Raw genomic sequence first — 24,568 nt, 5'->3', positions numbered from 1 at the left:
CTGTACAAATTCATCAATTCTTGTTGAGATAAATCACAATCTGTCTTCCATCGGCAGGATTTTCTTTTGAGACGGATTGTTATCAGTCTGTACGAATTCATCAATTCTTGTTGAGACAAATCACAATCTGTCTTCAACCGGCAGAATTTTCTTTTGAGACGGAATTTCATCAGTCTGTTCGAAGCGGGGGAAAATATTTTTGGAATCATGGATGGTTAGGGGTTGAGAATACATCCGGGAAAATTCAAACTTCGATGTAATTCTTTGCGAGAGCATGTTCTCTCCGGAGAATCGGTAAGTTCATCCCTCATCATTTCAATGAGGAACCTTTCAGTTCTCAACTTTCATTTCTCAATTATCAATTCATAATTTTTCTTGAAAATTGTATTTTTGTTTTTATTAATTATATTTGGGCAGAAAAAAAAGTTTTTTCTTTAAGAAGTAACAACCAACGGAGATTTTTTTATAACATTTTCATTCAGCAGGAAATTGAAACTGGCTCTGGTCTTTAATGTAAAGCCGGAAGCACCAGCCGATGAAAATGAATCTCCTCTTACTTCTGAATCAGTGCCGGATGATAAGAGTTCGATTGATGAGTACGCGGAATGGGATACCTGGGAAACGATAAACGCAGTGCGTGATGCTCTTGCGGAATATCACCAGGTTCACATGATTGAGGCAAATACTGAAGCATTTGAAAAACTGAAGATGTTACAACCCGATCTGGTCTTTAATATTGCAGAGGGAATGCATGGCATTAGCCGCGAGGCACAAATCCCTGCAATCCTTGATATGCTGCGGATTCCTTACACGGGATCAGATCCTCTTACTCTCTCTATCTGTTTAGATAAAGCCCGCACAAAAGAAATTCTCAAGTATCACAGCATTCCCACGGCAGATTTTCAGGTGATTTCATCTCTTGATGAACTTGATGCCTCAAAATTTTCATTCCCCTTATTCGTGAAACCCAACGGAGAAGGTTCCAGTAAAGGAATATTTAATGCATCGCTGGTGCATAATGCAGAAGAGCTGACCAAAGCAGCTGCAAAAATCATCAATGAGTATCATCAGCCGGCTTTGGTTGAGCAATATCTGAGCGGCCGGGAGTTTACCGTAGCTCTGATGGGCAATGGCGATAACGTGGAAGTACTTCCGATAGTTGAAATAAATTTTCAGGAACTCCCCTCTCATCTGGCGCCCGTTTATTCCTTTGAAGCCAAGTGGATCTTTGATACAAAGGAAAATCCGCTTGATATCTTCAGTTGTCCGGCCCATCTTGATGATGATTTAAAAAACAGAATTGAAACCATCTGCAAAAAAGCATATAAGGTGCTTCGCTGCCGTGACTGGTCGCGCATTGATGTCCGCCTTGATGCAGAAGGCACGCCAAATATTATTGAAATCAATCCACTTCCGGGCATTCTTCCGAATCCCGAGGACAATTCATGCTTTCCTAAGGCAGCGCGCTCTGCCGGAATGAATTACAGTGCACTGATTAACCGTGTTGCATGGCTCGGTGCTGAAAGATATGGCATTGCATGAGCAAAGCGATTAAATTGCTGGTCTGTTATAACAGTCCCGCTTCAGTATATGAAGTTTACAGCGGAAAGCCGCTTGCAGGCGGAGCCGTGGCAGGAGAAGATCTTTCTGAGACCTCGCTGCTGAGAGAAATGCATCTGATTCAGTCATCCCTTAAGAAATACTATTCGCGCATTGAACTGCTTGCGATTGGACGGGATGTTCATGAAAATATCAGGGCAATCCGCAAAGCATCGCCGGATGTTATCTTAAATTTTGTTGAATCCATAGAAGGAATTGCTTCGTTTGAGGCATATCATGCAGGGCTTTACCCTCTGCTGGGCATTCCCTATACAGGAAATGCACCGCAGACGCTGGGCAACTGCCTTGATAAATCTTTCACGAAGAAAATTCTTTCAGCACATAACATAAAGACACCTGAATTCATGGTTATTAAACCTGGTCAGCGTGTCACTGAAAAAAGTTTTACATTACGTTTTCCGGTCATAACGAAGCTTCTTAAAGAGGATGCAAGCATCGGCATTTCCGAAAACTCAGTGGTTCATGATTTTGCAGCTCTGCGCAGGCAGTTAAACTTCCTCCGCAAGACCTATCAGCAGGATATTCTTGTAGAGGAATATATTGACGGCAGAGAACTGAACGTGGCAATACTGGGTGATAAGGCGCTGCCGGTATCTGAGATCAGTTTTAAGAAGCTCCCGCCAGATCTTCCGAAGATTGTTACGTACGAAGGCAAATGGATGGCTGAGAGCGTGTACTACAAAGGAACGCAGGGTGTCTGCCCGGCGAAACTTTCGCAGCGCGCGCTGAAAAAAGTCACCGAAACAGCAATGCAGTCATTTAAAGCGCTTGAATGCAGGGACTATGCACGCGTTGATATCCGGCTTTCCAAAGAGGGAACGCCCTATGTCATCGAAGTGAACCCGAATCCGGATATATCATCCGATTCAGGATTCTTCCGCGCCGCAAGAACCTCCGGACTTGATTATCCCAAAATGCTGCATACGCTGATATCACTTGCACTCAAAAGAAGGAACATTGATACGTACACTGAAGCCGTCTGACAGAGAACGGCTGAAAGAGATATTAGACGCCACCGGGCAGTTTACTGCTGAGGAGGTCAGCGTGGCAATGGAACTGATTGATATAACAATCAACATTCCCGGTCAGCAGGACTATCACATCTTTGTGAAGGAGCATGATCGTCAGGTAATGGGCTATTACTGCACAGGCAGACGCCCGATGACTGATGCCGTGTTTGATCTTTACTGGATTGTGGTTGATGCTGCTGTTAAGGGTAAGGGCTTCGGAAAGGAACTGCTTCAGCATGCTGAAGAGTTTGTTAAAGATCAGAGCGGGCGCCTGATTCTTGCTGAAACTTCTTCAAAAGAAAATTACGGCAGGACGCGTGCTTTTTATGAAAAGAATGAGTATTCTTTGTTAGCAGAAATAAAACATTTCTACGCAGTGGACGACTCATTACTGGTGTTCGGAAAATATTTTATGTTAAATTCTTAAGGAGAATTTATGGAGATGTGGCAACAGATGCTGAGAGACAGTGTTCATACTGTTGACCAGCTTGTGGAGAAGTTCAATATAGATCGGAATGTTGCCGAGCGGTTAAATGATTTTTTCCAGGTGCGGATAAACCCCTACTATCTGAGTTTAATCAGATATCCGGGTGACCCGATCTGGCTTCAGTGCGTGCCTGATGTTCAGGAGCTTGATGATATAGACGGTCCGGAAGATCCTCTGATGGAGGATGCAATGAGTCCGGTTCCTAATATCACCCATCGCTATCCTGACCGCGCGTTATTTCTGACAACAAGCCAGTGCGGCCTCTACTGCAGATTCTGCACCCGCAAAAGAAAAGTCGGTGATTCGGAAAAGATTTCCATGAAAGGACTGGAAGCTGCATTCAGATATCTTGAGCAGCATACAGAGATCCGTGATGTGATCCTTTCCGGCGGTGACCCGCTTATGCTTACTGATGTGATGCTGGAAAAAATACTGGCGCGCCTCCGTCAGATTCCCCATATCGAAATTATCCGTCTTGGAACCAAGATGCCATGCGTGCTTCCTCAGCGCATCACCCCAAAGCTTGTTGAGATGATTAAGAAATATCATCCGGTATATGTAAACACCCACTTTAACCATCCATGGGAGATAACCCCCGAAAGCATGAAGGCATGCACCATGCTTGCGGATGCGGGATGCCCGGTAGGAAATCAGATGGTTCTGATGAAGGGTGTGAATGATGATCCGGCAGTGGTAAAAGAACTGATGCAGAAACTGCTGAAGATGAGAGTCCGCCCCTACTATATGTATATGGCAGACGAGACCAAAGGCGCAAACCATTTCCGTACCTCACTTGAGACGGGTCTGGATATCATCGAACACCTGCGCGGCTGGACCTCAGGACTGGCAATACCTCACTTTGTAATTGATGCTCCCGGCGGCGGCGGAAAGATTCCCGTTCTGCCGAACTATGTGCTGCATCATGATGAAGAGAAGGTTGTCCTCCGCAACTATAAGAAGAAGGTATATACCTACCGGAACGTAAAGGACAAGAACAGCAAGTCGGTGCGCAAAACCGGCGGCGAGATACCGCAGGAGCTTCCCAAACCGGAACCCCCGCGCAAAAAAACCCGCGCCTCGGTAAGGAAGATCGTAACACCGAAGATAGAAGATATAGCGGTGTAGATCAGCTTTCTTAGAAATATTTGCCCCTTCAGAGAGATTATCTTTGGAGGGGCATTTTTTTAATTAGTAATGAGGAATTAGTAATTAGTAATGGGGAGAGGGGAATGTACAATTTACAATGAACAATGTACAAGTGGGCGCAATTGTGTGCCGTTGCTTTTGAATATTTATCGGGCAAAGGGCAATTGGGCTCTGGCTATACGGCTATTTTAGTCCTTCTCACCGGAGGAAATTTCCCGCAAATTGCGCAGATGAGCGCAGAGTTTTCTGATCAGTGAAAATCCGCGTTGCGAAGCATCTGTATCATCCGTGTCCATGGGCGGAGTATAAGTTCGCGCAAATGCGCCAAGAATATCGGAGGAAGTGCTTGTTGCCACTATTGGCTTTTCCGTCCTTAGTTTATTACCCCAATAGTCCAAGACCAGCCATAGATAAGGTTTTGAGAAGTAATTTTATGTGATTTTAGTCGAAAAGTGGCACTTGGCCTATTTGGAGTGAGACCTTTTGGTGAGATTAAGTTTCTTTTGTTCCTTATTTGTTCTAATAAGTCCTCAGTACCTTTTCCATCTTTTTCCATTTAGCCAGTTCGTCCACCAGCTTATCTAAATATCGAACTTTTTGTGTCAACGGATTTGTTATTTCCTCCACCCGATAGCCGCATATAACGCCCTTAATAAGTTGGGCATTTGGGTTTTGTTTTGCATGGTCAAAGAATGTTTCAAAAAGCACCTTTTCATCAATCAGTTTTTGAAGTATTTTGTTATAAAGACCGGTGAGCCATTCAATTACTTTAAATAATTCTTTCTTTGTTCTGCCTTTTCTATCAACCTTTGTAACATAGTGCGGATACACCGTAACAAAAGTCATTTTTGCCATTTTCTCATCATGTTCGGGAGTTGTTATCATATTTAATTCCGTATTGTTTTTTGATTCAAAGTATATTTCTCACTTTTGTTTGAAGCAGCCAACTATTATGCCGGCATCTGAAAATCCATATATGGTGGTCGTGCAAAATTTTGGTTGTTCGCAAATCAAGTTCATTGGCGAACAGTCCGAGGACTTTACATAATGTAAGATTGAGTGGTTGGATACAATTGGTACTAGTAGTCTTTGCTATGAACAGCGAATGATATTGAAGCGCTAATGAGTATTAAAAAGAAATTTAATGAACCACTGAACGGTCACAGAATCATGTTGTTCTCCATTTTGCCAAATAAATATTTAAGGCAAGACTTCTATCTGTTAGTTATGGTTCTATTCCTAGAATGAGTAAAGGAACGGGCGGATTATTTCTTCCGTGTCGCAAAACATTATAAACTTCACCTTCATAGTAGGCAACACCACTACTCATTTGTGCTTGCATTTTCTTAGTTGGCAAAACTTCAATACCAAGATTAATTACACCGCCAGAATAAAAAAGTAAATGCTTCACGAATAAGTCAAATGCAACAAAAGCATATTTGCCAAATTGAACCTCTACTGCAATTTGATTCTTTACAAAATCTGTTTGCTTGTAAGAAGATATTGGAGACTTAATACCTTTTGAAATAAGAAATCTTTTCTGTTCCTCATAAGGTAAGAGAATCAATTCGGGCAATAATTTTTGGTCTGTCGTTATGTAATATTGATAGCGACTTTCATTCCATCCAAGTTTATTGAATATAGCATTGAATGCTTTATTCAGTTCGATGGGACTATAAAGCATTCTTCCGCTCATAGTTTTCTCTTTGCTCTCTTTGGACATAAACTTTGAAGCATCAATACACTCAATAGTTTCGATAATTTCTTTGTACAGTTTCTTGTGATGAACAATTAGATATTCCTCACCGTTTAAATGTGAATATTTTTGTGCTATTTTCATAAGAGTTTTCCATTTAAGCGGTTTGATTTCGCATTGCTTTTAAGCTGTTCAAACTCCAACCATTCTTTGGGGATTTGAGAAATTTTATCATTTCCTGTGGGCTTATGGATTGGTTTATTAATAGGTCTGATCTTTAGATTACCCTCATTGTAATCTTTAATTCTCTGCTTAGCAATATTGCAATACTCTTCTTCCTTTTCTATTCCCAATGCATTTCGATTATTTTTTATTGCTCCGAGAACTGTCGAACCTACACCAGAGAATGGGTCGAGAACCCAACTGTTTTCATCCGTTAAAGCAAGAACACAACGCTCAACAAGCTCTATTGGAAATTGGCAAGGGTGATTTGTTTTTTCAGGATGATTAGATTTTACATTTGGAATGTTCCACATACCTTTTTCCCAGTCCTGTTGAATAATTTCCCAAACATCGCTTGGATTTTTTCCCAGTGGATTACCTGAAGGTAGTCCTTTTTTTGGTCCTTTAAAATGTAGTTTACCTGGATACTTTGATGGAACTCTTACATCGTCAAGATTAAAAATATAGTTGTCTGTCTTGCTGAACCATAATAATGTTTCATAACGTCCACTAAATCGGTTACTGGCGTGCAGTCCATGTCCGAAATGCCAGATGATACGATTGCGAAGTTTTAATCCATGTTTTTTGAAAATTTGGTAATAAAAAATATCAAGGGGGAAGATTTCTCCTTTGTTAACATAGTTTCCTACTTGCCAGCAAATATTCCCTTTGTCGGAAAGAGTCCGAATAAGTTCTGCAATGATTTCTTCCTGTGTTTCTAAATATTTTTCAATGCTCGTCTTAGTCTCGTATGACTTGCCAACGTTGTAAGGCGGTGAGGTTAAAATTAGATCAAATTTACCGTCTTCAACTTTTTGAAGAACCGTCAAGCAGTCGCCCTTTTTAATTTGATAATTAGTGCCTGGGCTAATATAGTCAAATAATGGCTCTTTTACTTTCATTGTCCTAATATTGTAATCCAAATTAAATTAATAGTGTTGAGGAAATCGTTAAAATTAAGATCAAATTATTCACTGTTCTATCCGTTAGTTTTAACGGTAACAATTGTCTTTACGCAAATATAAGTAATTATCTCAAAATATGTTGTCTGTTTCGTAAAGACATTCCAACCGAAATTGACCTAAGTTATTGATCAATTGCTTACCGTCAAAAGACTTAGATGTTGTACAATTAATGGGAATGGGTTTTGGCATCGGGTAGTTTTTCCAGCATCTCAACTTATGGTCCCCTTTCAGAAAGTGAACCAAGGGTGCTGGAAATATTCTGTTAGTGGCGGTTGTTTAGGGATACTCGATTTGAGATTAAACCTTCTCCTTAAACATTCCACGTTTTTCAGTGCCTATTTTCAGTATTTATCGTCCAATAACACATTAAAGTTTTTTGCTTTTCTGATGTTCATGTTTTGAGAGGTGAAAAGAGAACAAGATCCATTTAATAGGAAACTATAACATAAAGTTTTGTGAGAGCTTAAAGAGGCAACTCCCTTTTGCTAATTCATCGTACATAGGATGCGTATTAGACTCCCGCAAAGGTGAAAAGGGCAAAGAGGAATTGAGACCACCAAAATCCGTCCTTCTTCTTTCCCCATTTTCCATTATCAATTACAGTTGAAAATAGTCCTCTTTTCTCTATTTTAGCAGTATAAATCGAAAAATAATCGAGTTTTTATGACAATTCTGGTTACGGGTGGTGCCGGTTATATCGGCTCGCGGACGGTGTTTTTTTTGCTGAAAAAGGGGTATGATGTGGTTGTGGTGGATAATCTTTCCCGCGGTAATAAGCCGGCTATTCCCGATGGTGCTCATTTTGTAGAGATGGCGATCGAAGATCCGGCTATGGATAAGGTTTTTGCGACCTACCGCCCCGATGCAGTCATCCATTTTGCGGCTTATGCTTATGTTGGGGAGTCCAATACCCAGCCCCTCTTATACTATTGTAATAATACCGCGGCTACTATCCGGTTTCTGGATAGCATGACCCGGGCCGGTGTCCGGAATATCGTCTTTTCATCAACCTGTTCACTCTATGGCAACCCCGTCACGGTTCCCATCACAGAAGCAGAACCGGTTAAGCCGATGAATACCTATGCAGTCACCAAAGCACAGATTGAAAAAGCGCTTGAGGATTGCTCAGCAGCCGGACTGCTCAACTATGCCGCGCTCCGCTATTTTAATGCAGCCGGAGCAGCCCCTGACGGCTCAATGGGAGAAAGCCATGACCCGGAACCGCACCTGATACCGCTGGTGCTTATGGCGGCACAGAATGGCACTTCCGTTAAAATTTTCGGCGATGACTATCCCACACCGGACGGTACCTGCATCCGAGATTATATACACATTGATGATCTAGCTTCAGCGCATATACTGGCGGTTGAAAAAGTGATTAACGAAAAGAAGAATTTTGTGCTCAATCTGGGAACCGGAGCGGGGAACTCAGTAAAGGAAATTATCACACGCAGTGAAGCAATTTCCGGCAGAGCGGTTAAAGCGGAACTCGCTCCGCGCAGACCGGGTGATCCGGCTGTTCTGGTTGCGGATAACAAAAACGCGGTGAATGAACTCGGCTGGAAACCCCAATATAACATCGAAGATATTCTCACTCACGCCTGGAACTGGCTGCAAAATAAACGCTATTAATATATATAAGGAAAGAACATGAAAGGCATCATACTCGCGGGCGGATCAGGATCACGCCTTTATCCCATCACCAAAGTTTACAGCAAGCAGCTTACCATAATTTATGATAAGCCGCTGATTTACTATCCCCTTTCCGTGCTGATGCTCGGGGGAATCAAGGATATACTGATTATTTCAAACGATGAAACAATACCGCTGTATCAGAAATTGTTCGGCAATGGAAACCAGTTTGGTCTTAACATCGAATATGCCCGCCAGGCAGCACCGAACGGCATTGCGGAGTCGTTTATCATAGGAGAAAAGTTTATCGGAAAAGATTCCGTATCGCTGATTCTTGGTGACAACATCTTTTATGGCTACCTCGACTTTTTTTACCGTGGTATTGCAAACACAGCACCCGGCGCAACAGTATTCGGATATAGGGTTACTGATCCTGAGCGCTATGGTATTGTTGAGTTTGACCAGTCGGGCAAAGTGCTTTCCATTGAAGAAAAGCCGCTTAAGCCGAAATCAAACTTTGCGGTACCGGGCCTTTATGTGTATGATAACCGGGTTATTGATATATCAAAGAATCTGAAGCCCTCAGGACGCGGAGAGCTTGAAATTACGGATGTAAACAGAACCTATCTGGAGATGGGTGAGCTCCGTGTTGAAAAGATAGGGCGCGGTGTTGCATGGCTTGACACGGGAACTCCGGAGGCGCTTCTGCAGGCATCAAATTTCTTTGGTGTTATTGAAGAACGTCAGGGTCTCAAGATTGCCTGCATTGAAGAGATAGCATTCTATAAAGGATTTATTACCAAAGCTGAATTCGCAGCATTAATTGAATCAACCCCCAAGAGTATGTACCGCTCCTATCTTGAGCGGGTTCTCGCTGAAGCGGAATAAGAAGGAAAAGAAGTGCAGGTTACCGATTTAGAAATCAGCGGTCTTAAAGTTATTAAGCATACCGTATATAACGACAGCCGCGGCTATTTTTTTGAATGTTTTCATAAAGAACGTTTTGCAGCAGCCGGTATTCCGGATCAGTTTTTTCAGGATAATATATCTAAATCCAAAAAAGGGACAGTCCGCGGACTCCATTACCAGGTGGGGCAGAATGCGCAGGGGAAACTCTGCCAGGTGCTTCAAGGAAAGGTGATGGATGTGGCGGTGGATATCCGCTTTGGTTCTCCGACGTTCGGAAAATATGCCGCGGTGGAGCTTTCCGCTGAAAACGCTACCATGCTCTGGATACCGCCCGGTTTTGCCCACGGTTTTTCGGTGCTGAGCGATGAGGCAGTTTTTTACTATAAATGCACTGCACGATATAGTAAACCGGATGAAAGGGCTATTCTTTTTTCTGACCCGGATCTGGGAATAGACTGGCAGGCTGAAGAGCCGCTGGTTTCGGATAAAGATAAAGAAGCCACGCCATTTTCGCAAATTGAAAAAGATTTTGTCTGGTAGTTTTTAAAGGTCAAAGATTACTAAATTAGGGGGCGTTACTTTGTATTTACAGGAACAGGACATCATCCATAGTGTAAGAAAGGATTACGATGAAGAAGGAAGACACCTCGATATTTTTTACTGACAGTGAAACGCTTGAAAGCTACTCACTTTCTAACCAGTTTGCAGAGCATCTCGAATTTATACTCGTTAAAGACCGCTTTACCGCCACAAAAGAAGATTATTACTACTCATTAGCGCTTTCCATACGCGATCGTCTCATCAGAAAGTGGCTCCGTACCCAGCATATATATAAACAGCAGGATACCAAGCGGGTTTATTATCTTTCGCTTGAGTTTCTGATGGGCCGTCTGATGGGCAATGCGCTTATCAACATGGGCTTTTATGATGAGTGCCATGATATTCTGCTCCGGGATAAAAACAAACTTGAAGATATCATAGAAATTGAACATGATATGGCTCTGGGCAACGGAGGTCTTGGCCGCCTCGCTGCGTGTTATCTTGATTCAATGGCAACCCGTGAACTGCCGGCATTCGGATACGGCATCCGGTATGAGTACGGTATCTTCCGCCAGGACATTGAAAATGGCAATCAGGTAGAGCATCCTGATAACTGGCTTAGCTACGGCAATCCGTGGGAAATTTTAAGACGGGAGCTTACTTACCGCGTTCAGTTCTTTGGTGAGGTTAAAGTTTTCACCGATGAAAATGGCAGACTGCATTTCAACTGGGTTAATACCGATGATGTGCTTGCGGTCGGGTATGATGTTCCGGTTCCTGGATATAATAATAATACCGTAAACAACCTGCGTCTCTGGGCTGCAAAGGCTACACAGGAATTTGACTTTAAGGATTTTAACCAGGGTAATTATCTTGCAGCGGTTGAAGCAAAGAATGAATCGGAAAATATATCAAAGGTGCTTTATCCGAATGATACCTATGTTGAGGGAAAGTTTCTCCGGCTGAAGCAGCAATATTTCTTCGTATCAGCTTCGCTGCAGGATATAATCCGCAAGTATAAGATTAACCATAATGATTACAGACAGTTTGCGGAAAAGACGGCAATTCAGCTTAATGATACGCATCCGGTAATTGCCATACCCGAACTTATGCGCATTCTGCTTGATCAGGAGGGGCTTGGCTGGGATGAAGCCTGGAAAATCACCACAAACGTATTTGCCTACACAAACCATACTGTGGTTCCGGAAGCTCTTGAAGAGTGGTCAGTTGCCATCATGCAGGATCTTCTGCCGCGGCATATGCAGATTATTTACGAAATCAATCAGCGCTTCCTGGATGATGTAAGAATGAGATATACACAGGATGATGACATTATCAAGGCACTTTCGATCATCAAAGAGGGGGATGAAAAGCGGGTCCGCATGGCAAACCTTGCAATTGTGGGAAGCCATTCTATTAATGGTGTTGCGGCTCTGCATACGGAAATTCTGAAGAAAACCATCTTTGCCCATTTTTATGCTCTCTTCCCGGAGAAGTTTAAGAATGTTACCAACGGCATTACTCCGAGAAGATGGCTTAAAACCGCCAATCCGTATCTGGCTCAGGTAATCACCGAAAAGATCGGGGATGAATGGATTACCCATCTTGATCAGCTGAAGAAGCTTGAAAAACTCACAAAGGATAAGCAGTTCCTCGAAAGCTGGAGAAGCGTGAAATGGAGCAACAAGCAGCAGCTTATTGAGTATATACAGAAGGAGCATTATGTGGTTATCAATCCTGACTCAATGTTTGATGTTCAGGTAAAGAGATTCCACGAGTATAAGCGCCAGCTCCTTAATGTGCTGCATGTTATAACGCTTTACAACAGAATTAAAGACAATCCGAATCTTGATATTGTTCCGCGCACGGTAATCTTTGCCGGTAAAGCCGCTCCGGCTTACTTCCAGGCAAAGCAGGTGATTAAGCTGATCAACTGCGTGAGTGATGTTGTTAACAATGATCCGGATATCGGTGATAAGCTTAAAGTAATCTTCCTGAAGAACTATTCGGTTACGCTTGCTGAAAAAATAATTCCGGCGGCAGATCTTTCAGAACAGATTTCCACGGCAGGACTTGAAGCATCAGGCACGGGCAACATGAAATTTGCGCTTAACGGTGCGCTGACTATCGGCACCATGGACGGCGCGAATGTTGAAATCCGCGAAGAAGTTGGTGATGATAACATTTTCATTTTCGGTCTGCTTTCTGATGAAGTAGCGGCAATGAAGAAAAATGGCTACAATCCGCGTGAATATTATGAAAAAGATCCTGAGCTGAAGCGTGTGATTGATATGATAGCCCACAACTACTTTAACCGTCTTGAACCCGGACTGTTTAAGCCGATGATTGACGGTCTGATGAGCATTGACTATTATCTGCTTTTTGCTGATTACCGTGCATATATAGACTGCCAGGACAGAGTAAGCGAGCTCTATAAGAACAAGGATGAGTGGACCAGGAAATCCGTGCTGAATGTGGCGCGTGTGGGTAAATTCTCAAGCGACCGTTCTATTATGGATTATGCAAACGATATCTGGAAGGTTAAGCCGGTTAAGATAGATATCGTCTGAAGTATGAATATTGAATTATGAAGTATGAATGGGGGAATGCTTCATGTTATTTATATTGCCAGCTTAGCGGTTCGTGCAAAGGAGCTGAATCCCAAAGATTAAACTCTGACCTTCAAGGCCTTGCTGTCCTTCGAGTCCTTCTACCCGCACATGGCCCGCGGATTTTAACGGATGCTAAAACAGCGCGGATGAGCACGGATCGGAAGAACTTTTTGTCACCTTGCCAAGGCCGGATAAGAAATTTCCCGCAGATTAACGCAGAAACAGAGATGCCCCAAAGATTTTAAAGGAGATGCTGAGGCAAACCGGATCGAAAATGAAATGAACGACCCCGCCATTTCCCAAACTTTTAATTTATAGCCAACCTAGCTACCACCGAAAAGCCCCCTTGAATTTAAGGCAGGAATTTCATAAGTTTGGTTCCAGTTAGAAACCAAAACGGAACCATTGCTATGCCGACAATAACCTTAAAAAACATACCGGACTCTCTCTATAGTAAAGTAAAAAAAAGAGCAAAGAAAAACAAACGCAGTATTAATAGTGAGATTCTCTATGTTCTTGAGAATTCTGATAAAACGGAAGGGCAGGATAAGAAAAAGATCCTTGAGAGCATACGCTTATTAAGAGCAACTCTTCCCAAGATTAAAAACATTAAAGAAATCGACGATTTCAAAAAATCTGGCCGTCCATGATTGTTGTTGACTCAAATATTCTGGCGTACTTTTTATTAAATTCAGATTATCAAGAGCAGGCTGAGGCGCTCTACGAAAAAGATTCTGATTGGTGGGCTCCATATTTATGGCGCAGTGAATTAAGAAACATTCTGGTGAATCATCAGAGAAAAAAGCTAATTAATCTTAAGCAGAGCAAGGCTATTATGAGTATTGCACTGAATCTTATGAAGGATAAAGAGTTTTCACCACACTCAGAAAATGTTCTTGAATTGGCCGAAGAGTCCGGATGTACTGCATATGACTGTGAGTATGCTGCGACGGCAATATACCTTAAAACAAAGCTTATAACTTATGACAAGCAATTATTGCGTGCGTTTCCATCCAGGGCCATAAAAATAGCAGATTTTTTATCCGTTTAAGATCTTCTGTCCTGTGACTTTAAAAAATATTGCGGATTTAAAGACGGGCTAATAATAGTCTTTATTTAAAAGCTGTCCTTGCTGTCTTTGTACCCGCCAATCGCCCGCGGATTTAAACGGATGCTAAAGCACCGCGGATGAGCACAGATCGGAAATGAGTTCCGGGTTATACATCACCATAAACTTTTAACTTTTCTCTTTTAACTTCTAACTGCCCCGGCCGCCCGGTATCATTCGCTCTTACTCAATCAGCAATAGCGCCGATTCTCTTCTCCGGACAATTCCCCCTTTCGTATATTTGATGAGTAAATTATATAAATTCTGGAGTTCTGTTATATGAAACTGTCGGTTATTGGTACCGGTTACGTAGGTCTTGTTTCGGGAACCTGTTTTGCTGAAATGGGCAATGATGTTATCTGCGTTGATAATAATCCTGAAAAACTGAAAAAGCTCCGCGCGGGTCAGGTCACGATATATGAACCCGGACTTGAGCTTCTCTTTGAACGGAATATTGAAAAAAAGCGCCTTGCCTTTACCGATGACCTGAAGTATGCCCTGCAGAATTCCGATATTGTTTTCTTCTGTCTTCCCACTCCGATGGGGGAGGATGGTTCTGCCGACCTGCAGTACGTCCTTCAGGCCGCGGGTGATACTGGCCGTTTCCTGAAAGAGCTCGGGGATAAGGAGTTTAAGGTAATTGTAAATAAAAGCACCGTTCCGGTCGGAACTTCAGATCTGGTAACGAACGCTATTAAGGAACAGGGAGCTGTAAATTTTGAAGTGGTTTCCAATCCGGAATTCCTGCGGGAGGGATACGCTGTTGAAGACTTCATGAAACCGGACCGCATCGTAATTGGCGCAAACACTCCGAAAGCAATGAAAGTAATGCGGGAGCTTTATGAACCATTCGTACGTCAGGGTAACCCGATCCTTGAAATGGATACCCGCAGTTCTGAAGTAACAAAATACGCGGCGAACTCTTACCTGGCAATGCGTATTACCTTCATGAATGAAATGGCGAATTTCTGCGAAAAAGTCGGGGCTAATGTGGATAACGTCCGTAAGGGAATAGGTACCGATAACCGCATCGGCAAGCGTTTTCTTTTCCCCGGAATCGGTTACGGCGGATCATGTTTTCCAAAGGATGTAAACGCTCTGATTAAAACGGCGGGTGATAATGAAGTACCGCTGAGAGTACTGACCATGGTGGATGAAGTAAACCATGCCCAGAAACTGGTTCTTCCAAAGAAAGTGCTTGATCACTTCGGCGGTATTCTGCAGGGTAAGACGCTGGCTGTATGGGGACTGGCATTCAAACCAAATACCGATGACATGCGCGAGGCTCCGTCAATTCCGATTATTCAGAAACTGCTCTCTGAGGGCGCGGTGATTAAAGCATACGATCCCGCTGCTATGGAGCAGGCGAAATTTTTCCTTGGTGACTCAGTTATATATACAGAGAATGAGTATGACGCGCTTAAGGATGCTGATGCCCTGCTGATACTGACGGAGTGGAATGAGTTCCGCAACCCTGATTATAAAAAGCTTTACGACGGGCTGAAAAACAAGCTGATCTTTGACGGAAGGAATGTTTACGAGCCCTCCAAGATGAGGGAGCTCGGGTTTACCTATTACAGCATCGGAAGACCAAAGGTTAATTAACAAATTACAATGAACAATTGGCTGCTGCCGGGGTTTTACTAGCGTTCAAGGACGCAAGTAAAGCTCTCCCTGCAAAAGTGGCCTAATTGTCCCTTTTGTTTTTGATGTCCATGGCGGGAACAGCAGCCCAGCCCAGATTTCTGGAAAAGGGGTAAAACCACGCCTTTTTTAGCATTTTTTGCCTAAAAATGGCAAAAAACAGCAAAAAAAAACCTTATTTTATCAAATAATGGCAATTTTTGCTCTTTTATCATAAGGGGGCTGCCATCAGCATGTCAGCCCCCCGGAATTGGTTTTCCCGTTGGAAATTTGGCGGTATAATGTTATTTTTGGGGTCTGTTTTAAATAATAGGAAGTAAGATGAAAAGAACGTATCAGCCGAGCAAAAGAAAAAGAAGGAATAAGCACGGCTTCCGTGAGAGAATGGCTACCGCCAACGGCAGAAAAGTGCTTGCCAGAAGAAGAGCTAAAGGCAGAAAAAAGTTAACCGTGAGCGACGAAAGACGCTAAATGTGGCAAGGTTTACCCTTTCAAAAGATGAAAGGCTCAGGGGAAAAACCACATTTGAAAAAATATTTAAAGAAGGGAAAACGCTGTTTTCCCAGGACAGGGTATTAAAAGCGTATTATATATCAGGAGAAGCCGGAGAAGGGGAGCACGTCCGGATTGCCGCCGCGGTTTCTAAAAAATCAGGCAATGCTGTCTGGCGAAACAGGGTAAAACGGCTGATCAGGGAAGCATACCGGCTCAACAAGCATATATATACGGAAGCATTATCGCAGAATGAGCGGCCGCTGCTCGTGGTATTTTCACTTTATGCATATAACAGCCGCACGCACAGAGAGGTAACGCTGGCGATGATAGAACCCGCCGTGCGCTCAGTGCTGGAAAAACTCAGTCAAATGGCTGCTGCATGAAGTCCATAGCAATCTTTATCATACAGATATACCGTAAACTGATATCACCTCTGCTGCCCCCGTCATGCCGCTTTTATCCTACCTGTTCGCAGTATGCAGTTGATGCACTCACTAAATACGGATTTCTTAAGGGCAGTTATCTTGCTGTCAGGCGGATACTTCGGTGTCATCCATTTTATAAGGGTGACTACTATGATCCCGTTAAATAACCAAGTTTTACCAAAAAAGATTTAATTCCGGAAATACCCCTTATGGACAGACAAACCACCTTAGCGTTCCTGCTTATAGGACTTATCCTGATGGTGTGGCTCTATATACAGACCCCTCCCCCGCAGCCGCCTCCTCAGGATCAGTCAAAAGAACAGACGGTTGATTCGCTCAACGGCACCAAAGCAGCAGAAAAGGAAAAACCGGTTACGGCTCAGGTTCCCGCTGAAAATGATTCAATGCCTTTCGGAAAGCACTTCGCCAACAACTCCGGCACCCCTGGTCTTATCCGCATTGAGACGGATCTTTTATATATCGAAATGAGCGAAAAGGGAGGAAAGTTTTATAAGTACTTCCTGAAAGAGTTTAACAACTGGTATATAGACGATCTTCCGGAGAATGCCCCCTATTATCAGAAAAACATTCAGCTTCTTAACACCAACCGCGGCAGCAGTTTTGACCTGAGCTTTATAACCACCGACGGCAGAAAAATTTCCACCGGCGATATACGATTTGCTTCATCGCTTGCCCCGGGCAATTATACGCTGAAGGGGAATGATTCTCTTGTCCTGAGTTATACTCTTCCTACCGCCGACGGGAAAGGAAGCATTATAAAGAATTTTGTTATTTACGGCAACCGTTATGACAGCCGCTTTACGCTTGAGCTTAACAACCTAGACGATGTTATTTCAAATCGGGCTTATGATATCGTATGGGGCGGCGGTATCCGGTTTGTAGAGGAAAATTCCGTGGATGAAGCAACCGCGGCCAACGCCAGCGTTTATTACGGTGACGAACAGGTAATCGTGGACGCTGCCAGCCCGGGTGAAACCGTTGAGCAGGATTTTAACGGACGAGTGGACTGGATCACCGTCCGCAATAAATATTTCGCCGCCGTTATGGTGCCGGATAATCCAAAAGGGGTTGACGGCGCGTATATATCAGGCAAGGCGGGCGGATACGAGCAGGGGGGCGTGAGGGAGTTTTATTCAGCACATCTGAAAATGCCTTTTAAGGGGGGCAAGGCAGAAACCAGCAGCTTTATGGTATATATCGGACCGGTGAAGTATGAAATCCTGGACAGCTATAACCGCGGACTGACCACCATTGTTGATTTCGGAAGCTTTTTCGGCCTGAAGATGATTGTCCGCCCCATCGCGGAATATATACTGCTTCCTCTCTTTAACTTTCTGTATGATCTGATAAAGAATTACGGTCTGGTTATTATCATCTTCTCCCTGATTATCAAGGTGCTCCTGAATCCGCTCACCAAGCAGACCATGGACTCAATGAAAAAAATGCAGGCGCTGAAGCCGAAAATTGATGAGATGAAGGAGAAGTTCAAGGACGATCCACAGAAACAGCAGTCTGAAACCATGAAACTTTACAGTACCTACGGCATCAATCCTCTCGGAGGATGTCTGCCGCTGCTGCTTCAGATGCCGATCTTTATTGCGCTCTGGGGTACCTTCCAGACCGCGGTTGAACTTCGTCAGCAGCCGTTTGTATGGTGGATTACTGACCTTTCCCGTCCGGATGTGATTTTTGATCTTGGTTTTAAGATACCGCTTTTTGGTGTGCAGGAAATCAGCGGTCTTGCAATACTGATGGGTATTACCACCTATCTGCAGCAGAAGATGTCCGGCGCTGCAAAGGACCCTTCACAGGCGCCATTGTTATATATCATGCCGGTGATGCTCACCATTCTTTTTATGAGTTTTCCGTCAGGACTTAACCTCTATTATTTCCTCTTTAACCTTTTCTCAATCGGCCAGCAGTGGTATGTTACCAAATACGGCAAGCCGGTTGAACTGGTGCCTGTACCGCCGAAAGCAAAAGGAGGTTTCTTCCAGAAACTGATGACCGCAGCAGAGCAAAAGGCCAAGCAGCAGCAGGCAGCAGCAAAAAAAAGGAAATAGCTTAAATAATTATGAATGATAAATTGTGAAGTATGAATTGGGTAATACTTCGGTAAAATAAAATTCATCATTTTTTCTAAGGGACATCTTAACAGGTGTCCCTTTTTTATTTATCCTGATTCCAATTCTTTTAACCGGCAGTTTACGGCTAAACATCCATTTGGCGGTGCTCCTTATTCAGCCCGATGAGATTAAGAATTACACCTTCGAAAAGGTAGTAAAACGGCTTTTTAAAGGCGGAAACTGTGACAAAAGAGTCATTTTATGGTTGTTAAAGCTGTTTTTATTGATTCCGTCTGCGGAAAGGGGTAAGTTAGTATAAGCAAAAAGGAAAAAATTTGCCACGGTCAGGTTTCCCGGTTTACAGCGTGCTGATTGTTTCCTCAGATTTCAGCACACGTCCAGTTTCGGCTCAGCGAGCAGATGAAGGTGGAATATGTACACTACCGGTCATGTATAAATTCTGTATCCCCCCGCATGTTCATCAGAAAAAGCATTTCACATGTATCATAATTCAAAGCAATTTATCGCTATTGCTGTCTGCTTACCCCTGTAATCTGATCACTCACCGTATGAATACCGGAACACCAGGATACCATTCACTGTGGTTTACAAAGTACCTGAACCCTGCAGGAGGGAATGGTATCATATATATCACCGTTTTTGAAAAACATTATTCCTTTGTTATGCTTCTTTAATCAGAAAGGAAGAACAGTCATGAAAAAAATTATTACATCAACGCTGATACTGCTGTTGATTCTGACAGCAGCCGGATGCAAGGATGACTCCAACCCGGTACCGCCGGTAATTGAAGAACAGCTGCCGGCATTCAAGGCAGGTGAAATGTTTCTGGCGGGTGCAAAGCTGACATTATATGCAGATGACTCTCTGCGGGCCGGCTATAACAAATTATATCTAAAAATCGCTGATTCTGCCCGCGGCTCAATACTAAGTGATGTGGAACTTCAGGTAACCCCGGTAATGCATATGATGACGCACACGCACAGCTCACCAATAATTCAGCCGGAAATCTGTACGTGCGGACTCTCCCCCTTTGGCGGGGTTTTCCAGATGCCGTCAGGAGATATGGGAGAGTGGTCTCTGCGGTTTACGCTTACTAACCGCGCTCTTAACCGCACGGAAATAGGTTCTATGCCTGTTACCGTTCTTAATACATCAAATGTTAAGGTGGTAACCGGAAGTGACGGAACATCGTATGTGCTTACCTATGTGCCAATCAAAACACCGAAGGTGGGAATAAATGATATATCTTTTTACCTGCATAAACGTGAGACGATGATGGAGTGGCCTGCAGTTACCAATGCCCAGATTATTATGACACCGGATATGCCATCCATGGGGCACGGTTCTCCGAATAACGTGAATCCGGTTCATGCACAGAATGGTGAATATAAAGGAAAAGTCAACTTCACCATGACCGGGGAGTGGCGGATAACCTGTCAGGTGAATTCCGGCAGTGACTCCCTCTTTACATCTTCTTTTAACATTAATTTCTGATTTATATTGGAGCGGCTCTTTCCATGGGCCGCTCCTAACTGACCGGATATGAAGATTCTGACCATATTTTTCCTGGCCGTGGTATATATACAGGCTCAGTCTGTCAATCCTGATACGGCGTACGTCCCTGAGTATAAAACGGATGAGGTGATCATCTACGGCAAAAGTGATACTCGGAAGGATAAAATACCGTACCACAGCCCTGAATCAGCACTTGAAAAGCTGACAGGGATTAACCTGATTTCCAGGGGGCCTCTGGGGCTTGAACCTTTGATTAACGGTTTCGGGGATGGTCCCGTAACGGTCACGGTTGACGGCATGAAGATGCACGGCGCATGTGTGGATAAAATGGATCCGGTCTCATCGTATATTGAGCCGGAAAATCTCGGAAAAATCGCAGCAGTTACTTCAGGCTCTCAGGCAGGGACGGCATCAGGAACAGCAGGCGCTATTAACTTTGTGACGCTGAAGCCGGATTTCGCAACACCGTTTTCAGTTATCAGCGATAATTATTATGAATCAAACGGAGATGGGAGCAAAACCGGTACCGTGCTGAATTTCTCTGAAGGAGATTTTGCGCTCCGCTCATCTTTTACCTGGCGGCAGGCATCCGACTACTCCGCGGGGAAGAATATATATATACGTAACTCATCTTTTACCAAACTGAACTACAAGGCGGATGCCGCGTACAGGATTTCGGAAGATGATATTCTTACTCTCAGTTACCTGGCTGATGATGCCCGTGATGTTGGCTACCCTGCCCTGATTATGGATGCCCGTTCCGCAAAGGCATCGCTTGTAAGTATTGACCTGAGCGGGGAAAGCTGGTCTCCGTTTCCGGGAAAGAACTCATTCCGGCTCTACTTCAATTCGGTCAATCATGTGATGGATGACTTCAGCCGGCCTCTGTCAGAAATCAACAGCAGAATAGTTATGCCCGGAATGTATATGCCAATGACCGGGCGGTTTGAGACAGCCGGACTTCTTTACGGAACCGTGATAACGGATGCGCAGTCGGTGCTTTCGGTTAATCTGGGGCTCGCCAGCCAGTTTTCATTTGCGGATATGAAGATGATAAGCACCGGACCATGGATTCCGGAGATGTATCTGCTGAATCTGGGGGATGCCCGCGAGCAGAGCGCCCTGCTTTCAGCTTCCTATAACAGGGAGTTCTTTGAGGATATATATATTACTCTTTCCGGAAGCGCGGAAAAGACTTTCAGGAAACTGGCCCGCAAAGATGCGGCAGACCTGAACACTATTTATGAACCCGGTTTTACTCCGGAAGCGGAGTATTTTCTTCCCTCGGCCTCGGCAGATCTGAAATACATCTATTCCTCAGACTTGACTGCCGGGATGCAGCTTTCCTATAACACCCGCGCGCCTCTTTTTACCGAGAGCTATGGTTACTTCCTTTTCAGTCCGCTGGATAATGCTTTTTATGCCGGCAACTCACGCCTCAGGAAAGAACAGAGTTTAAGAATAGGATTAGAAACCGTCCGTTCATTTGAACATCTTGATCTATCAATAAAAGCATTTCATCTGAGATTTTTTGATTATATAGCGGGTGAACTTCTGCCGGACAAAGAGTTTAATGTCGGAATCATTCCGTTCAAGCAATACATCAATGCAGGAAGCGCTTACACAAACGGCATAACTGCTTCTGCTGAATTTGATTATCATACATTGGACGGGGCTGTTTCCGTAACATGGCAGGAGGGGTATTCGGAATATTTTAAGGACAATCTTCCTTTTATGGCACCTGTTACCGCGGAAATGGCGCTCCGCTACTCAGAAGAAAAATGGTATGTAAAACTGCAGTCAGCGGGAACACTCAGACAGAAAAGAGTTTCTTCGGTACTTTCCCATGAAAAAGAACTGCCGGGACATCTTATCTTAAGCGCGGAAGCCGCATACACCATGTCTGACCTGCTGATGATATATATAACAGCCGAAAATCTGACAGATGCTTATTACGTCACCCGTTTCAGCGTAAACAACTTTCCCGCAAGGGGCAGGAATGCGCGGCTGGGAGTCCGGCTGAGTTATGAATAGCAGGTCTTTCCAAGGCCAATCATCATTTTAAGAAAAAGGGGAATCAGGTCTCCGGTTATTTAAGCATCAGAAGCTTTATGGTTTGTGACTGACCGGGTGAAGATATTCTGCAGAAATACACTCCTGTGGGCATGACCATTCCCTCTGCATCAGTACCATCCCAATGAAGCGTATACTGGCCGGCGGGGAAAATATCCCGCGAGAGGTTTTTAACTTTCGCCCCGACAGCATTAAACACAGAAATTTCAATGAAAGACTCCCGCATGGCAGTAAATCGTATGCGTGTCATTGCATTAAAGGGATTCGGGTAATTATTTTCAATGGCGAAACTCCATTGTGCTGAAGGGTTATCGGGTTTCTCCTGCGAATGGAGAAGTATGTTGTTTGAGGCAAGCGAATAGGTTTTATTCAGAGTGGAGACAAAATAACGGAGATTATTCATAGCCACAACCTGCCTGGTTTTATAACCCGCTCCGGCAACGAATACAGAAGAATCAACCAAAGTGGTATTCCGAGCGTCAACAATCATAACCGGCATTGGTCCGTTTGAGGTAATGGTGCTTCCGTTTGGATTGATCCGTATATAATCACTGTTATCAAGATAGATGCCTGTCCGTATCCTGTGTAGCATCATACCCCATAGCAGAGCCGAAGTGCGGTTTTCATAATAATCAGCGTTATCAAAGATAAGGGGCTGGAATATCAGGTCAGGGAAAAGACCGAGCCCGGTATTGCTGGTCATTAAACCGCGGTAGGACATATAAGCGTTTACCTCGGTTCGGTCAATAAAAAAACTTCCCGCGGTTTTACCGCTGTTGCCGATCATATATACGGGTGTATTACCTGCGCGGGTTTTATTCATAAACGCCCGACCGGCAGTCACTGAAGTGTCAGCAATGCGGCTGATAACCGTGAGGGAATCTCCCAGAATGATAAAAGCAGAACTGCCATTGATTGAATCCGCATAGGCCTGAAGACTGACCGACGCGCTGTTGAGCGGAAATATGTAGTAAGCATAACCTCCCGCCTCAAGAGCAGTGGTTAACGGGGCTATGGATGACTGATATCCCTGATTATAGATAACACCGATTTTTGAAGGCTGTATTTCTGAAAGGAAATCAGCCAGTGCTGTGCCGGTATGACTCTGAATGTTATTGCTTCCGCTGAGCCAAATACCGCTGAGGGGGAATTCAGCCACACGGGAGGTATCAACCTGCTTTGCCGTCGGAGGCACCGAGTTTACTCTTCTGTTAACAAAATCATACTGCCAGCCGTGAGTAAGCTGATCGCAAAGCAGATTATTGATCGTATAACTGTTTCCAGAGCGAATATACTCAGTGCGGTCATCTTTCCTGAATATCGCGGCTGCCCCGCTTCCCATCACGGTTCCGATGCCGTTCTGATCAATGCAGACAGCGGTTCTGTCATCAACCCCGACTCCCAGTATGTTTCTTCCGGAAGCATGATAGTAATTAAAAAGCATGGCAATTAGCCGGCCGAATCTGCCCCGTTCAATAAAATGGGAATCGAACAAAACATCAGGAACCAGGTTCAGGAAGTTATCTTCCAGATTGATAGCGGAGATAAAAGGATTCATGAGACTGCTGCGTGAAACAGCAGAGCCGTACCGGCCGGTAAAATCAACATCGCCGAGAATGGCGAGTCCCGCGCTGGTACCGGCAACCACTCCGCCGTTATCAAATATATATCGGATGCCGGCTTCGGTTTTGGTGCCCTTCCAGTAGTTTATGTAATTCCACTGATCGCCTCCTTTGATGAATACTGCTTTTGCGGAAATAAGCTGATCATAGACGGACTGCTGGTCGGCAAGCGTGCGGGAATTGATTTTAAGGTTTTGCGCCTGTGAAGCGCCGAGAGACACGAAATAATCGGGAATCCAGTTACTCTCATCATTAACGGAGAGCACCAGAATTTTACCGCTGTCAGATTTTTCCACTATCCAGCGGTAAGGGGCATCACTCCAGGAATTATAATTCTCCGAACCTCCGCCGATTGCGCAAATATAGCCCTGTGCTCTGTTTTGAACAGAGGAAAAGAGCAGAAAAAAGAAAAGAATCCGGAAAAATCCGGCTGAACATGAGAACATTCTGTATAAGCAATTAGTGGAATCAGTTGTTTAATTTACACAAAAGCGGGGAAAAAAGAATCCAGACCCGCCACCCAATTTGTACGCGGATTTTACGGATGCCAGGGCAGCGGATGAGAACGGACCAGAATAATAAAGTCTTAATTTCATTTTCCGGAAAACTCTAAAAGAACAAATTCGTGCAAAAACACAAAGAAGGAGGGATTTCTAGAAACAAGCTGTATGATTGAAATTCTTTTGTATTATCAACAACCCGCGGAATAATGTTTGCGACATTTAAGGGAACCCGCCTG

Annotated in this window: 21 protein-coding genes; 17 read left to right on the top strand and 4 right to left on the bottom strand. The window is 43.9% G+C overall.

The genetic code is table 11. The annotated features are described in order from the left end of the window. Positions 1-669: 669 nt before the first annotated feature. The 4 genes from HRU80_01785 to HRU80_01770 are packed head-to-tail and all read left to right on the top strand — an operon-like array spanning position 670 to position 4,242. Complete coding sequence (locus HRU80_01785; protein ID QOJ30426.1) at positions 670-1,542, top strand: ATP-grasp domain-containing protein; 873 nt, start codon at positions 670-672, stop codon at positions 1,540-1,542. Further along, positions 1,539-2,603, top strand: a complete 1,065-nt coding sequence (locus HRU80_01780) for an ATP-grasp domain-containing protein (GenBank protein QOJ27662.1) — start codon at positions 1,539-1,541, stop codon at positions 2,601-2,603. The genes HRU80_01785 and HRU80_01780 overlap by 4 nt, the downstream gene beginning before the upstream one ends. Next, positions 2,578-3,057, top strand: coding sequence for a GNAT family N-acetyltransferase (locus tag HRU80_01775; GenBank protein ID QOJ27661.1), 480 nt, complete (start codon positions 2,578-2,580; stop codon positions 3,055-3,057). Before HRU80_01780 ends, HRU80_01775 begins: the two co-directional genes overlap by 26 nt. A gap of 9 nt (positions 3,058-3,066) precedes the next feature. Next, on the top strand, positions 3,067-4,242 hold the full coding sequence (locus HRU80_01770) for a KamA family radical SAM protein (protein ID QOJ27660.1): 1,176 nt from the start codon (positions 3,067-3,069) through the stop codon (positions 4,240-4,242). A 540-nt stretch (positions 4,243-4,782) separates the two neighbouring features. Here the strand turns inward: HRU80_01770 and HRU80_01765 are convergent. The 3 genes from HRU80_01765 to HRU80_01755 form a co-directional block, all read right to left on the bottom strand. Continuing rightward, the gene (locus HRU80_01765; GenBank protein QOJ27659.1) at positions 4,783-5,148 is read right to left on the bottom strand and encodes a DUF2200 domain-containing protein; all 366 of its coding nucleotides are present in this window, start codon (positions 5,146-5,148) and stop codon (positions 4,783-4,785) included. A 340-nt stretch (positions 5,149-5,488) separates the two neighbouring features. Continuing rightward, entirely contained in the window at positions 5,489-6,103 is a 615-nt protein-coding gene (locus tag HRU80_01760; GenBank protein ID QOJ27658.1) for a restriction endonuclease, read from the bottom strand. Further along, positions 6,100-7,083 (bottom strand): site-specific DNA-methyltransferase, encoded by a 984-nt coding sequence (locus HRU80_01755; GenBank protein ID QOJ27657.1) that lies wholly within the window; start codon positions 7,081-7,083, stop codon positions 6,100-6,102. Before HRU80_01755 ends, HRU80_01760 begins: the two co-directional genes overlap by 4 nt. Positions 7,084-7,809: 726 nt before the next feature. Here HRU80_01755 and galE point away from each other — a divergent pair. From galE to HRU80_01690, 13 genes are all read left to right on the top strand, one after another. Beyond that, positions 7,810-8,778 (top strand): UDP-glucose 4-epimerase GalE, encoded by a 969-nt coding sequence (gene galE / locus HRU80_01750; protein ID QOJ27656.1) that lies wholly within the window; start codon positions 7,810-7,812, stop codon positions 8,776-8,778. Between the two features lie 18 nt (positions 8,779-8,796). Further along, complete coding sequence (gene rfbA / locus HRU80_01745) at positions 8,797-9,666, top strand: glucose-1-phosphate thymidylyltransferase RfbA (protein ID QOJ27655.1); 870 nt, start codon at positions 8,797-8,799, stop codon at positions 9,664-9,666. 12 nt (positions 9,667-9,678) lie between these two features. Continuing rightward, positions 9,679-10,227: a dTDP-4-dehydrorhamnose 3,5-epimerase gene (gene rfbC, locus HRU80_01740; protein QOJ27654.1), complete on the top strand. Its 549-nt coding sequence runs from the start codon at positions 9,679-9,681 to the stop codon at positions 10,225-10,227. Positions 10,228-10,316: 89 nt separating this feature from the next. After that, entirely contained in the window at positions 10,317-12,797 is a 2,481-nt protein-coding gene (locus HRU80_01735) for a glycogen/starch/alpha-glucan phosphorylase (GenBank protein QOJ27653.1), read from the top strand. A gap of 452 nt (positions 12,798-13,249) precedes the next feature. Beyond that, positions 13,250-13,489, top strand: a complete 240-nt coding sequence (locus HRU80_01730; protein QOJ30425.1) for an Arc family DNA-binding protein — start codon at positions 13,250-13,252, stop codon at positions 13,487-13,489. Further along, entirely contained in the window at positions 13,486-13,890 is a 405-nt protein-coding gene (locus tag HRU80_01725) for a type II toxin-antitoxin system VapC family toxin (GenBank protein QOJ27652.1), read from the top strand. Before HRU80_01730 ends, HRU80_01725 begins: the two co-directional genes overlap by 4 nt. Positions 13,891-14,226: 336 nt before the next feature. Then, the gene (locus HRU80_01720; GenBank protein ID QOJ27651.1) at positions 14,227-15,552 is read left to right on the top strand and encodes a UDP-glucose/GDP-mannose dehydrogenase family protein; all 1,326 of its coding nucleotides are present in this window, start codon (positions 14,227-14,229) and stop codon (positions 15,550-15,552) included. A 360-nt stretch (positions 15,553-15,912) separates the two neighbouring features. Further along, the gene (gene rpmH, locus HRU80_01715) at positions 15,913-16,062 is read left to right on the top strand and encodes a 50S ribosomal protein L34 (GenBank protein QOJ27650.1); all 150 of its coding nucleotides are present in this window, start codon (positions 15,913-15,915) and stop codon (positions 16,060-16,062) included. Between the two features lie 2 nt (positions 16,063-16,064). Beyond that, complete coding sequence (gene rnpA, locus HRU80_01710; GenBank protein ID QOJ27649.1) at positions 16,065-16,469, top strand: ribonuclease P protein component; 405 nt, start codon at positions 16,065-16,067, stop codon at positions 16,467-16,469. Beyond that, entirely contained in the window at positions 16,466-16,678 is a 213-nt protein-coding gene (gene yidD, locus HRU80_01705; GenBank protein QOJ27648.1) for a membrane protein insertion efficiency factor YidD, read from the top strand. The genes rnpA and yidD overlap by 4 nt, the downstream gene beginning before the upstream one ends. Before the next feature lie 42 nt (positions 16,679-16,720). After that, on the top strand, positions 16,721-18,595 hold the full coding sequence (gene yidC, locus HRU80_01700) for a membrane protein insertase YidC (protein QOJ27647.1): 1,875 nt from the start codon (positions 16,721-16,723) through the stop codon (positions 18,593-18,595). A 717-nt stretch (positions 18,596-19,312) separates the two neighbouring features. Next, on the top strand, positions 19,313-20,113 hold the full coding sequence (locus HRU80_01695) for a FixH family protein (GenBank protein ID QOJ27646.1): 801 nt from the start codon (positions 19,313-19,315) through the stop codon (positions 20,111-20,113). A 48-nt stretch (positions 20,114-20,161) separates the two neighbouring features. Beyond that, positions 20,162-22,168 (top strand): TonB-dependent receptor, encoded by a 2,007-nt coding sequence (locus HRU80_01690; protein QOJ27645.1) that lies wholly within the window; start codon positions 20,162-20,164, stop codon positions 22,166-22,168. Positions 22,169-22,223: 55 nt separating this feature from the next. Here HRU80_01690 and HRU80_01685 read toward each other — a convergent pair whose 3' ends face one another. Continuing rightward, the gene (locus HRU80_01685) at positions 22,224-24,275 is read right to left on the bottom strand and encodes a Type 1 glutamine amidotransferase-like domain-containing protein (protein ID QOJ27644.1); all 2,052 of its coding nucleotides are present in this window, start codon (positions 24,273-24,275) and stop codon (positions 22,224-22,226) included. Between the last annotated feature and the right edge of the window lie 293 nt (positions 24,276-24,568).

Source organism: Ignavibacteriales bacterium, assembly GCA_015709675.1.
Taxonomy (GTDB): Bacteria; Bacteroidota; Ignavibacteria; order Ignavibacteriales; family Ignavibacteriaceae; genus H2-BAC3.
The sequence above is the reverse complement of the archived record's forward strand: the minus strand, read 5'-3'. Positions and strand labels throughout refer to the sequence as shown.

Excerpts from the sequence above, each read along its gene's own strand:
- HRU80_01780 (QOJ27662.1), top strand. The coding sequence starts at position 1,539 with ATGAGCAAAGCGATTAAATTGCTGGTCTGTTATAACAGTCCCGCTTCA.
- galE (QOJ27656.1), top strand. The coding sequence starts at position 7,810 with ATGACAATTCTGGTTACGGGTGGTGCCGGTTATATCGGCTCGCGGACG.
- HRU80_01720 (QOJ27651.1), top strand. The coding sequence starts at position 14,227 with ATGAAACTGTCGGTTATTGGTACCGGTTACGTAGGTCTTGTTTCGGGA.
- HRU80_01785 (QOJ30426.1), top strand. The coding sequence starts at position 670 with ATGATTGAGGCAAATACTGAAGCATTTGAAAAACTGAAGATGTTACAA.
- yidD (QOJ27648.1), top strand. The coding sequence starts at position 16,466 with ATGAAGTCCATAGCAATCTTTATCATACAGATATACCGTAAACTGATA.
- HRU80_01765 (QOJ27659.1), bottom strand. The coding sequence starts at position 5,148 with ATGATAACAACTCCCGAACATGATGAGAAAATGGCAAAAATGACTTTT.
- HRU80_01690 (QOJ27645.1), top strand. The coding sequence starts at position 20,162 with ATGAAGATTCTGACCATATTTTTCCTGGCCGTGGTATATATACAGGCT.
- yidC (QOJ27647.1), top strand. The coding sequence starts at position 16,721 with ATGGACAGACAAACCACCTTAGCGTTCCTGCTTATAGGACTTATCCTG.
- HRU80_01725 (QOJ27652.1), top strand. The coding sequence starts at position 13,486 with ATGATTGTTGTTGACTCAAATATTCTGGCGTACTTTTTATTAAATTCA.
- HRU80_01730 (QOJ30425.1), top strand. The coding sequence starts at position 13,250 with ATGCCGACAATAACCTTAAAAAACATACCGGACTCTCTCTATAGTAAA.
- rpmH (QOJ27650.1), top strand. The coding sequence starts at position 15,913 with ATGAAAAGAACGTATCAGCCGAGCAAAAGAAAAAGAAGGAATAAGCAC.
- rfbA (QOJ27655.1), top strand. The coding sequence starts at position 8,797 with ATGAAAGGCATCATACTCGCGGGCGGATCAGGATCACGCCTTTATCCC.
- HRU80_01735 (QOJ27653.1), top strand. The coding sequence starts at position 10,317 with ATGAAGAAGGAAGACACCTCGATATTTTTTACTGACAGTGAAACGCTT.
- HRU80_01685 (QOJ27644.1), bottom strand. The coding sequence starts at position 24,275 with ATGTTCTCATGTTCAGCCGGATTTTTCCGGATTCTTTTCTTTTTTCTG.
- HRU80_01770 (QOJ27660.1), top strand. The coding sequence starts at position 3,067 with ATGGAGATGTGGCAACAGATGCTGAGAGACAGTGTTCATACTGTTGAC.
- HRU80_01760 (QOJ27658.1), bottom strand. The coding sequence starts at position 6,103 with ATGAAAATAGCACAAAAATATTCACATTTAAACGGTGAGGAATATCTA.
- HRU80_01695 (QOJ27646.1), top strand. The coding sequence starts at position 19,313 with ATGAAAAAAATTATTACATCAACGCTGATACTGCTGTTGATTCTGACA.
- HRU80_01755 (QOJ27657.1), bottom strand. The coding sequence starts at position 7,083 with ATGAAAGTAAAAGAGCCATTATTTGACTATATTAGCCCAGGCACTAAT.